We start from the raw sequence: 11330 nt of genomic DNA, 5'->3' as shown, positions 1-11330 counted from the left end.
GGGACGGCGCCGATGCGACGGACTGCGGTAGCGGGCGACCCAGATGGTTGCGACTGCCATGGCCGGGGTGGGGGGGGGGGGGGGGGGGCCCGCCCCCCCCGCGGGGGGGGGGGGGGGGGGGGGCGGGGGAGTTGGGGGAGGGGGAGGGGGGGGGCCCCCCTGGGGGGGGGGCCGGCCTGGGGGGGGGGGCGGGGCGTGCACCCCCCGCCCACCCCGGCTTCATCGGGCGTTACTTACTGGGCGGCCTTCTTGCCGTCGGTGACGGCGGCGGTCCAGGCGTCGGCGGACGACTTGGTGCCCTGCTCCACCGTGCGGAGCGCGTTCTCGACCGCGGTGCGCACCGGGGCGTTCTTCGCGCCCAGGTAGACCGGCTTGAGGTCCAGCGCGCCCTTGGCGAAGATGTCACCGGTCGGGGCGTTGCTGAAGTACTCGTTCACGGCCGCCTTGACGGCCGGGTCGCCCAGCGCCTGCGGCGACGAGGGCAGGTTGCCCTTCGACTTGAACGAGGCGGTCTGGCCGGCCGGGTTGGTCAGGAACTTGACCAGCTCAGCAGCCTCCTTGGCGTGCTTGGACTGCTTCGGCACGGCGAGGAACGAGCCGCCCCAGTTGCCGCCGCCACCGGGCGCGGCAGCGATGTCCCACTTGCCCTTGCCGTCGGCGCCGTTCTGCTCGGTGATGTAACCGGTCATCCACGCCGGGCAGGCGATGGTGGCGAACTGCGCCTTCTTGAAGCCGTTGTTCCACTCCTGGGTCCAGGCCTGCAGCTTGGCCGACAGGCCCGCGTCCAGGATCTTGACCGCGAGGTCGTACGAGTCCTTGACGGCCGGGTTGGTGTCGATGACCATCGCACCCGACTTGTCGAAGTAGGTGTGACCCGCGCCCTGACCGGCCTTCTGCATCAGGATCGTGTTGTACGTGTTGGTGACCGCATCGATGAAGCCGGCGTCCTTGACCTTGCTCTTGAAGGTCTGGCCGGTCTTGATGTAGTCGTCCCAGGTCGGCCACAGGGCCGAGACCGCGGCACGGTCGGTCGGCAGGCCGGCCTTCTTGAACAGGTCGGTGCGGTAGCACATGGCCATCGAGCCCACGTCGGTGCCGAGGCCCAGGATCTTGCCGTCGGCCGTGGTGCCCTGCTGGAACTTCCACGGGATGAAGTTGCCCGCGAGGTCCTTGGCGCCGTACTCACCGAGGTCGGTGAACAGGTTGGCCTTGTCCAGGTAGGAGATGATCACGCCCTCTTCGAGCGCGACGATGTCACCCGCGCCGGCGCCGGCGGCGAGCCGCTGGGTCAGCTGCTGGTTGTGCGCGTCCAGCTGGGAGCCGGTGCCACGCTCAACGATCTTGATGTTGGGGTGCTCCGCCATGTACTGCTTGTAAAGCTCTTCGTAACCGAAGTTGCCGAAGACATCCACATTCAGGGTGATCGGCTCGTTGCTCGTGGAGCTGGTGGGCTCCTCCGAGCACGCCGCTGCGCCGAGCGTGACGGCGGCAGCGAGTGCGATCGCCGCGAAGGAACGGCGCCGCAGGTTCGTGCTCATCCTGACCCCTCTCAGGTCGTCGATGTGCGGTGGGGGGTGATGCGTAGGGATCGCGTGCCCCGTGTGGCGTGGACCACATGGTCGGGAGCGCTCCCATGAGATTGCCGTGAGGTTACGTGGGTGTCAAGGGAGGTGATGGGAGCGTTCCCATTCTGTTACCTACGTCACTGCATGATCGACAGAGCGTGGCCAGCGACGACGCCGGGGTTGTTGGCCGTTCGACGGTTATTAATTCGTTCGTACGGTCAGGGTTGGGCGGCTGTTCGTCGGATACTCTCCGAGCATGGCCGGGCCGAAGTGGAAGAGCGCCGCCGCTATCGAGCGCGGACAGATCAAGCTGCCCGAGCGCGAGATCGAGCCGGTCCGCCAGATCACCCGCCGGGTCCTGTACGGCCTGGGCATCCTGGCCGCCGTCGTGTGCGTGGTGATGGCCGACAGCACCGGGTACAAGGACGGCTCCGACGGCGAGATGAGCTGGCTGGACGCGCTCTACTACGCCACGGTGACGCTGTCGACCACCGGCTACGGCGACATCGTGCCGGTCAGCCCCACCGCCCGGCTGGTGAACGTACTGGTGATCACGCCGCTGCGGATCGCCTTCCTGGCCATCCTCGTCGGCACCGCGTTCCAGGTGCTCACCAAGAACTACCGCGATCAGGTGCGGCGCGACCGCTGGAGGAAGACCTTGCGAGGGCACACCGTCGTCATCGGATACGGCACCAAGGGCGCCAATGCGATCCGCCAGCTGCAGGCCTCCGGCACCTCGGCGGATCAGGTGGTGGTCGTCGACAGCCGGCAGGAGTACGTCGACGAGGCCAACCGCGACGGGTTCGCCGCCGTGCTCGGCGACGCCACCCGGGCGGTGGTGCTGCGCCAGGCGTCGGTGCACACCGCCAAACGCGTCATCGTGGCCACCAACCGCGACGACACCGCGGTGCTGGCCACCCTCACCGTCCGCCAGCTCAACCCGAAGTGCCTGGTCGCGGTCGCGATCAGGGAGGCCGAGAACGAGCCGCTGCTGCTGCGCTCCGGCGCCGACGCGGTGATCACCTCGTCCGCGGCGGCCGGCCGGCTGCTCGGCGTCGCCGCCAAGTCACCGCTGGTCAGCGAGGTCTTCTCGGACCTGCTGGTGCACGGCGACGGCCTGGAGCTGGTCGAACGCCCGGTGCGGCCGGAGGAGATCGGCCGGCCGACCCGTGACTGCCCCGAGCCGGTGGTGGCCGTGCTGCGCGACGGCAAGGCGCTGCCCTGGCAGGAGGTCGCCACGCTGCAGGCCGGTGACTGCCTGGTCGTGGTCGGCTGCCGGCCCCGCAAGCGCAACGGCGAGGTCACCTCGGTCATCGGCACGCCCTGACCCCGCCCGCCGCGGCCGGCCGCCCGGCCGGGGTCGGCGCACCGGCCGTGCCCGGGCCGCCGCGCGGATAAAGTGGTCACATGATCTGCCAGGCGTGCCGGGAGCGCCGCCACCGCGAGTGCCGGGGCCGGTCCTGGTGCGACTGCCAGCACCGGCCGCCGCAGCCCACTCCCCCGGCCACCGGGGCGGCGGGCGAGTGATCGCCGGTTGCCTGGCCGCACTGGACGACGAAGACCTGGTGCGGCTCCACCCCCGCGCGCAGACCCCGTGGCTGCGGGTGAACTTCGTATCCAGCCTGGACGGCGCGGTCGCCGTGGACGGGCTGTCCGCCGGGCTCTCCGGCGACGACGACAAGCGCGTGTTCCGGCTGCTGCGCAAACTCTGCGACGGGCTGCTCGTCGGCGCGGGCACGCTGCGCGACGAGCGCTACCGGCCGCTCACCCTGGACGCCGCCCGCCGGGCCTGGCGGGGCGAGCACGGGCTGCCCGCGTACCCCCGGCTGGTCGTGGTCTCGGCCACGCTGCGGCTGGACCCCGCCGCGCCCGCGCTGGCCGACGCCCCCGTACGCCCCCTGATCCTCACCGGCCCCGCCGCCGACCCGGCCGCCCGCCGCGCGCTGTCCGCGGTCGCCGACGTCGCCGACATCCCCGACCTGGCCACCGGCCTGCGCCTGCTCCACGACCAGGGCCTCACCCAGCTCCTCTGCGAGGGCGGCCCCCGCCTGCTCGGCTCCCTCACCGAGCAGGACCTCGTCGACGACCTCTGCCTCACCCTCTCCCCGCTGCTCGCCGGCCCCGGCTCCGGCCGCATCACCGCCGGCCCGCCCCACCCGCCCCGCCCGATGACCACCACCCACGTCCTCACCACCGACGAGGGCTTCCTCCTCACCCGCCACGTCCGTAAGTAAGGAAGGGCACCTTCACATCGCTATAGGTAGCGGAAGGGCACCTTCTTAACCCTCCACACGCCTTGACCTGCGCGTAGACGACGGGGTCGGGTAGGTTCTCGGGACCTGCGGGCAGCTCCGGGGCAGCAGGCAACCCGTTCGGTCGGCCGAGTGGTAGTACCGGCGACCGACACCCTGGAGGACCGGTGACGCACAGCGACACCTTCGCGGAGTTCGTGGCGACCCGCTCGCCACGGCTGCTCCGCACCGCCTACCTGCTCACCCACGACTGGGGACAGGCGGAGGACCTGCTGCAGACGAGCCTGGTCAAAGCCTGGAGCGCGTGGCGGCGCATCGACGCCGATCCCGAGCCGTACGTGCGCCGCATCCTCGTCAACACGTACGCCACCTGGTGGCGGCGGCGCTGGCGGGGCGAGCAGCCCACCGAGGTGCTGCCCGAACCCGCCGGCAGCGACCCGCACCTGGGCGTCGACGCCCGCGACGAGGTGTGGCGGGCGCTGGGCAGGCTGCCCCGCCGCCAGCGGGCCGTGCTGGTGCTGCGCTACTTCGAGGATCTCAGCGAGGCGCAGATCGCCGAGGTGATGGGGGTGTCCGTCGGCACCGTGAAGAGCCAGGCCGCCAAGGCGCTGGCCCGGCTGCGACTGGACGAGTCGCTCACGATCGAGGGGGCCTTCGCATGATCGACCTGAAGGAGCTGCTGGACGACCGCTCCGCGCCGCCCACCGGTCTCAGCCAGCACCTGCGGCTGGACGAGGTGCAGGGCCGGATCGCCACGCGCCGCCGCCGCCGGATGACCGTCGGTGGCGCGCTCGCCGCGGTGGTCGCGCTGGTCCTCATCGGGTACGGCGTGACGCCCGCCCTGCGCAGCGCCCCCGAACCCGCGGTCACCCCGAGCCCGCTACCGCGCCTTGTCGAGGGCTTCCCGGAGTACGCCGTCGGCGCCCATGTGGTGGCCGCCGCGAAGTCCGCGCCGGGCACGACGTCGGTGACCATCACCTGGACCCCGACGACGACGGACCTGCGCCTCTTCTTCCGCTGCGGCACCGGGGCGGCGGACGGCGCGCTGGAATACGAGATGACGGTCAACGGCCACCCCAACCACGGCGGCACCTGCGGCGGCAACGGCAGCAGCAGCGTCTCGTGGCCGGACCACCAGGCAACGGCCGCGGAATTCGGCGTGCGCACCGGTACGCCGGCCACCCTCACGATGACCGCGACGGGCATGGTCGTCTGGCGCGACCAGGAGCAGAGGAACGAGCACTTCCCGGTGCCGCCGACCGCGTGGCTGAGCGTCGCCGTCGGCGAGCACCTGGCGTACGCCGACTACCCGCTGCCCGCCCGGCCCGCCACCCTGCGCCCGGTCGTCGACTTCGAGGGCGTGTTCGTCATGGGCGGGGTAGACCAGGCGCCCGAGGAGGAGCACCTGTGGCTGCGCAGCGACCCCGCCGACCCGCTGCGCCCGATGAGCGTCACCATCGTCTGGCAGGACCGCTACGACCTGCGTCTGCGCTCACAGACCCCCGGCACTCTCGGCATCTCGCTCGACGGCGTCGAGGTGGAATCGCCGACCTGGTGGAACTACGAGACCGGCGAGGCCGGCGTCTACTGGCAGACCGCGACCTACCGCCCCCTGCCGGACGTCGTCGGCTTCACCCCGCCCACCCTCGGCTCCCGGGTAACCCTGACCGTCACCCCACGCAACGTCACCGGCACCTGGGTAGTCGAAGTCATCCCCGGCAAGGACCGACCCTGACCGCCTCGCGGCCATCGGCCCGGCCGACGGCCACACCGAGATCGCCTGATCGCGTCACGCTCGCCTGACCGCGCGCCACGGTCGCCGCTTCCGGCCATGATCGCTGCTTCGTGTCAGAAAGTAGGGCTGGACCTCGCTTTCCGACACGAAACAGCGATCATGACCGGCGTGGCCGGGAGCGGGTGAGCGGGGCGGCGGGGTGTCGGGGTGGTGACACGGGGAGGGGGCTGGTCACTGTCGGGGCGCGAGAGAGGTGGGTTTGTCGTTGGTGACCGCTAGGGTTCTGCGGGTGAGCGAGGAGCAGCCGGGAACCCCGGTCGGGCGGGTGCTGGGCACCGAGGACGCGAGTCCGCTGACCTTCTGGGTCGCGGTCGCCGAAGGGTCATACCTGCAGCTGGACGATGTGGTGGTGACCCAGCGGCCACTGCCCGACATCGGCATGGTCACCATCGCCGGAGTGGTGACCAGCGTGCGGGCCCGCCACGAGGGCGCGAGCTTCGACTCCGACGTGTTCGCCATCGCCGAGGGCATGCTGCCCGCGCAGGTGCAGGAGGCGGCCGAGGTCACGGTGACCCGGGTCGAGCCCGAGGTGTACGTGCCGCCGCTGCCCGGCGCGGTCGCGTTCCGGGCCCAGGGGGCTTCCCGCGACAGTGCGCTGTCGTTCGACCGCATGCACCGCCGCCTGCCGATCGGCACCGGCCGCGACGGCCAGCCGGTCTACCTCAACGCCGACTTCCTCGACGGCAGCCGGGGCGCGCACGTGTCCATCTCGGGCATCTCGGGCGTCGCGACGAAGACCAGCTTCGCGACCTTCCTGCTCTACTCCGTGTTCCGCTCCGGCGTGTTCGGTGGCGACGCGGTCAACACCAAGGCGCTCATCTTCAACGTCAAGGGCGAGGACCTGCTGTTCCTCGACCACCAGAACACCCGCCTGGACGAGCGCACCCGCGCGCAGTACCACAAGCTCGGCCTGGAGGCCGCGCCGTTCCCGCAGGTGAGCGTGTTCGCCCCGGCACGGGCCGGGGACCCCACGGGCAGCCCCGACGTGGCCAGCCGGCTCACCGGCGTGGACCCGTTCTACTGGACGCTGGCGCAGTTCTGCACCGACCGGCTGCTGCCGTACGTGTTCGCCGACGCCGACGACGAACGTCAGCAGTACACGATGGTGGTGCACTCGGTCACCGCGCAGCTGGCCAAGAACGCGGTGCCCACCGACGGCGGCATCACCCTCGACGGCTTCCGGATCAACAGCTACGAGCAGCTCGTCGACTACCTGGTCGAGCAGCTCAACGACGAGGACACCCGGGGCGCCTGGTCGGGCAGCTCGGTCGGCATCGGCACGATCAACGCGTTCGCCCGGCGGCTGATCAACAGCAAGCGCGACCTGGCCCGGCTGATCCGCGGCGACCTGCCCGAACGCCGCGCGCACAGCATCTCCACCGCCGAGAGCGCCCAGGTCACCGTCGTCGACCTGCACAACCTGCCGGACCGGGCGCAGCGCTTCGTGGTCGGTGTGACGCTGAAGACCGAGTTCGAGCGCAAGGAGAAGGCCGGCAGCCCCAAGCCGCTGCTGTTCGTGGTGCTCGACGAGCTGAACAAGTACGCCCCGCGCGACGGCTCCAGCCCGATCAAGGACGTGCTGCTCGACATCGCCGAGCGCGGCCGCTCGCTGGGCGTGGTGCTGATCGGCGCGCAGCAGACCGCCTCGGAAGTGGAGCGGCGCATCGTCGCCAACTCGGCGATCCGGGTCGTCGGCCGGCTGGACCCGGCCGAGGCGGGCCGGCCGGAGTACGGCTTCCTGCCGCCCGCGCAGCGCCAGCGGGTGCTGCTGGCCAAGCCCGGCACCATGTTCGTGGGCCAGCCGGAGATCCCGGTGCCGCTGGCCGTGGAGTTCCCGTTCCCGGCCTGGGCGACCCGGCCGAGCGAGGCCGGCCCCGCGCCGCGGGCGACGCTGGCCAGCATGGTCAGCGCCACCGACCCGTTCGCGGTGGTCGGCTCGGGCGCGCGCAACGGCATGGCCGACGACGAGATCCCCTTCTAAGGCGAGGACTGGCGAATGCGGATTCTGCACACCTCCGACTGGCATGTCGGCAAGGTGCTCAAGGGCCGCTCCCGCACCGGGGAGCAGATCGCCGCGCTGCACGCGGTGGTCCAGATCGCCCAGGCCGAGCAGCCCGACCTGATCATCGTCGCCGGTGACCTGTTCGACGTGGCCGCGCCGTCGCCGGAGGCCACGAAGATCGTGACCCGGGCGCTGAGCGCGCTGCGCGCCACCGGGGCGCAGGTGCTGGCCATCGCGGGCAACCACGACAACGGCGCGGCGCTGGACGCGCTGCGCTCCTGGGCCGACGCGGCGGGCATCATCCTGCGCGGCCGGATCAGCGAGAACCCGGCCGACCACATCGTCTCCGGCACCACCCGGGGCGGTGAGGAGTGGCGCTGTGTCGCGCTGCCGTTCCTGTCCCAGCGGTATGCCGTACGCGCGCTGGAGATGTTCGACCTCACCGAGGCGGAGGCGCAGGCGACGTACGCCGACCACCTGGCGCGGCTGATGTCGCGGCTGGCGGAGCAGGCGTTCGCCGACCCGAAGACGGTCAACCTGCTCACCGCGCACCTGACCGTGGTCGGCGGCACCATGGGCGGCGGCGAGCGCGACGCGCACTGCATCCTCGGCTATGCCGTGCCGTCGTCGGTGTTCCCGAGCAACGCGCACTACGTGGCGCTGGGCCACCTGCACCGGGCGCAGCTGCTGCCGGGGGCCTGCCCGGTCCGCTACAGCGGCTCCCCGATCGCGGTCGACTTCGGCGAGCAGGAGAACCGCCCCAGCGTGACCATGGTCGAGGTGACCGCGCAGACGTCGGCGCAGGCCCGCACCGTGGAGCTGCCCAGCGTCACCCCGCTGCGCACGCTGCGCGGCACGCTCGAGGAGCTGACCGCACAGGCCGAGACGCAGGGCGAGGACGAGGCCTGGCTGCGGGTGTACGTCGCCGAGCCGCCCCGCGCCGGGCTGCGTGAGCAGGTGCAGGAGCTGTATCCGCGGGCGCTGGAGATCCGGGTGGACCCGTCGGTGCTGCCCGACGCGGCGACCCGCAACGCCCGGCCACAACGCTCGGGGCGCAGCGCGCCGGAGCTGTTCTCGGACTACCTGACCCACCGCGGGCACGAGGACGCCGCGACCAAGAGCCTGTTCGAGCGCCTTTACACGGAGGTGGCCGGATGAGCGGGCGGCTTGCGCGCCGGGGCGCGGCTCCCGCCGGGCGACGGGGCGCGGGAACGACGAGGAGGGTCCGGGCATGAGGCCGCTGCGACTGGACCTGCGCGGCTTCACCGTCTTCCGGGAGCCGACCACGGTCGACCTGACCGACTGCGACTTCTTCGCGCTGGTCGGCCCGACCGGCTCGGGCAAGTCGACGCTGCTCGACGCGATCTGCTTCGCGCTGTACGGCACCGCCCCGCGCTGGGGCGGCGGCCGCAGCGTCGCGCACGCGCTCGCCCCGTCGGCATCCGAGGCCGCGGTGCGGCTCATCTTCGAGGCCGCCGGCACCCGGTACGCGGCGACGCGGGTGGTGCGCCGCGACGGCAAGGGCCGGGTGGCGACCCGGGCTGCGGGACTGCAGGCGCTGACCCCGGGCTTCGACGCGTCCAGCCTGGACGGCGAAGACCTGCTGGACGAGCTGGGTGAGGCGCTCGCGGGCACCCCCAGCGAGCTGGACCACGCGATCGCGGACGTGGTGGGGCTGCCGTACGACCAGTTCATCAAGTGTGTGGTGCTGCCGCAGGGCGAGTTCGCGGCGTTCCTGCACGCCCGGCCCGCGGAGCGGCAGGAGATCCTGGTCCGCCTGCTGGGCCTGGACGTGTACGAGAAGATCCGGGAGAAGGCCGCCACGCTGGTCGGCGAGGCCAACGCGAAACTCGCCGCGACCGAGCCAGTGCTCAACGAACTCACCGCGGCCGCCTCCGACGAGGCCCTCGAAGCCGCCGAGCGGCGCGTCGAGCAGGCCCGCAAGCTGGCCGCCGACGTCGACGCCGCGCTGCCGGAGCTGTTCGAGGCGCAGCGCCGGGTCGAGCAGGTCGGCGCGGAGGCGACCGCCGCCGAGCAGCGGCTGCGCGTGCTGACCTCGGTCGTCGCGCCCGCCGGGGTGACCACGCTGGCCGAGACGGCCCGCACCGCGGCGGCCGCCGCGCAGGACGCCGCGATCGCGGTCGGCGCCGCCGAGGAGTCGGAGGAGAAGGTCCGCGCCCAGCTGGAGGCGGCCGCCGACCCGACGGTGCTGCGCGGCCTGCTGGAGGCGCACGCCGAATCGTCGCGCCTGCGCACCCAGCTCGCCGAGCTGGACGCCGCCGCGTCGCAGGCCCAGCAGCTGCACGACTCCGCGCTCGGCGCGCAGCAGACCGCCGTCGCCCGCCAGAGCCAGGCCGAGCGGGCGCTGGCCGAGGCGCAGCAGGCCCTGCAGGCGGCGCAGACCTCCGACCGAGCCGCCTGGCTGCGCCGGGACCTGAAGGCCGGGCACGACTGCCCCGTCTGCACCCAGCACGTCGCGATCGTGCCGGCCATGCCCGACCAGCCCGCGATGACCGCCGCCAAGAAGGTCGTGGAGCAGGCCGAGCAGTCCGTGACCACCGCCCGCGCCGGGCGTGAGCAGCTCGACCGCAAGGTCAACGAGGCGAGCGTGCGGCACGCGAAGGCGTCCGCGCAGCGCGAGCAGCTCGGGGTGCGTGCCGCCGAGGTGGCCCGGGTGCTGCACGGGGCCGCACCGGTGCCGAAGCTGCGTGAGCAGCTGACCGCGTCCGAGGCGCTGCGGCGCGAACTGAGCATGGCGACGGCAGCGCTGCGTACCGCACGCGAGACCCAGCGGCGGGCTGCTGCGGTCGCGCAGCAGGCCCAGGACCGGCTCACCGCCGGCTGGCGCTCGTTCGACACGGCCCGCGACACCGTCGCCGTGCTGGCCCCGCCCGCCGCGGACCGCGACGACCTGGCGGCCGCCTGGCGTGCCCTCGACGGCTGGGCCCGGGAGCAGTCCTCGGCAGCCCAGGCCGCCCGCGACGGCGAACGGGCCCGCCTGGTCCAGGCCCGCGAGCACACGGCAGCCCTGGTGAATCGGCTCGACGAGCTGTTCGCCGCCGCCGACCTGCCCCGCCCCGGGGCCGGGGAGCACCTGCGGGCCGCCACGGTGACCGTGGAGCGCATGGCCGCCGCCCGGGACCTGCTGCTGGAGCGGCGCGCCCAGGCCGAGGCGCTGCGCGCGCAGCGGGCCGTGATCGAGACCGACCGGCAGGTGGCCACGGCGCTGGCCACGCACCTGCGGGCCAACAACTTCGAGGCCTGGCTGCTGCAGGAGGCGCTCGACGCGCTGGTCGACGGGGCGTCGGCGATCCTGCGCGAGCTGTCCTCGGGGCAGTACGACCTGATCCACGAGGACCGCGAGTTCTTCGTGGTCGACCACCACGACGCGGGGCTGCGGCGCACCGTGCGCACGCTGTCCGGCGGCGAGACGTTCCAGGCCTCGCTGGCGCTCGCGCTCGCACTCGCCGACCAGCTCGGCGGCCTGTCGCCGACGGCGAGCCTGGAGTCCATCATGCTCGACGAGGGCTTCGGCACATTGGACGCGTCCACTCTGGACACGGTGGCCGCCACGCTGGAAAACCTCGCCGCCACCGGCGATCGCATGGTCGGCGTGGTGACGCACGTCCAGGCCCTGGCCGAGCGCATCCCGGTCCGTTTCGAGATCAGCAAGGACGCCCGCACGGCCCGCGTGGAGCGGGTCGGATAGACGAGAG

Annotated in this window: 8 protein-coding genes; 7 read left to right on the top strand and 1 reads right to left on the bottom strand. The window is 72.7% G+C overall.

Annotated features, from left to right (window positions below):
* Positions 1-233: 233 nt before the first annotated feature.
* Positions 234-1538: an ABC transporter substrate-binding protein gene (locus F6W97_RS22005; RefSeq protein ID WP_155372310.1), complete on the bottom strand. Its 1305-nt coding sequence runs from the start codon at positions 1536-1538 to the stop codon at positions 234-236.
* Between the two features lie 283 nt (positions 1539-1821).
* On the opposite strand from F6W97_RS22005, the gene F6W97_RS22000 reads away from it, so the two are divergent.
* The 7 genes from F6W97_RS22000 (at position 1822) to F6W97_RS21970 (ending at position 11323) form a co-directional block, all read left to right on the top strand.
* The gene (locus F6W97_RS22000; protein ID WP_155372309.1) at positions 1822-2892 is read left to right on the top strand and encodes a potassium channel family protein; all 1071 of its coding nucleotides are present in this window, start codon (positions 1822-1824) and stop codon (positions 2890-2892) included.
* Between the two features lie 211 nt (positions 2893-3103).
* Positions 3104-3799 (top strand): pyrimidine reductase family protein, encoded by a 696-nt coding sequence (locus tag F6W97_RS21995; RefSeq protein WP_230686974.1) that lies wholly within the window; start codon positions 3104-3106, stop codon positions 3797-3799.
* 185 nt (positions 3800-3984) lie between these two features.
* Positions 3985-4479 (top strand): SigE family RNA polymerase sigma factor, encoded by a 495-nt coding sequence (locus F6W97_RS21990; RefSeq protein ID WP_155372308.1) that lies wholly within the window; start codon positions 3985-3987, stop codon positions 4477-4479.
* Complete coding sequence (locus F6W97_RS21985) at positions 4476-5552, top strand: hypothetical protein (RefSeq protein WP_155372307.1); 1077 nt, start codon at positions 4476-4478, stop codon at positions 5550-5552. The genes F6W97_RS21990 and F6W97_RS21985 overlap by 4 nt, the downstream gene beginning before the upstream one ends.
* Before the next feature lie 289 nt (positions 5553-5841).
* Positions 5842-7593, top strand: a complete 1752-nt coding sequence (locus F6W97_RS21980; protein WP_407924597.1) for an ATP-binding protein — start codon at positions 5842-5844, stop codon at positions 7591-7593.
* A 15-nt stretch (positions 7594-7608) separates the two neighbouring features.
* A complete protein-coding gene (locus tag F6W97_RS21975; RefSeq protein ID WP_155372305.1) occupies positions 7609-8772 on the top strand; it encodes an exonuclease SbcCD subunit D in 1164 nt (387 codons plus the stop codon).
* Positions 8773-8845: 73 nt separating this feature from the next.
* Positions 8846-11323, top strand: coding sequence for an AAA family ATPase (locus F6W97_RS21970; RefSeq protein WP_155372304.1), 2478 nt, complete (start codon positions 8846-8848; stop codon positions 11321-11323).
* The last annotated feature ends 7 nt before the right edge of the window (positions 11324-11330 follow it).

It is taken from the genome of Catellatospora vulcania, from assembly GCF_009720385.1.
GTDB lineage: Bacteria > Actinomycetota > Actinomycetes > Mycobacteriales > Micromonosporaceae > Catellatospora > Catellatospora vulcania.
Note: the sequence above shows the minus strand (reverse complement) of the source record. Positions and strands in the feature narration are given on the sequence as shown.

Coding starts and splice junctions, on each gene's coding strand:
- F6W97_RS21985 (WP_155372307.1), top strand. CDS start 4,476: ATGATCGACCTGAAGGAGCTGCTGGACGACCGCTCCGCGCCGCCCACC.
- F6W97_RS21975 (WP_155372305.1), top strand. CDS start 7,609: ATGCGGATTCTGCACACCTCCGACTGGCATGTCGGCAAGGTGCTCAAG.
- F6W97_RS22005 (WP_155372310.1), bottom strand. CDS start 1,538: ATGAGCACGAACCTGCGGCGCCGTTCCTTCGCGGCGATCGCACTCGCT.
- F6W97_RS21970 (WP_155372304.1), top strand. CDS start 8,846: ATGAGGCCGCTGCGACTGGACCTGCGCGGCTTCACCGTCTTCCGGGAG.
- F6W97_RS22000 (WP_155372309.1), top strand. CDS start 1,822: ATGGCCGGGCCGAAGTGGAAGAGCGCCGCCGCTATCGAGCGCGGACAG.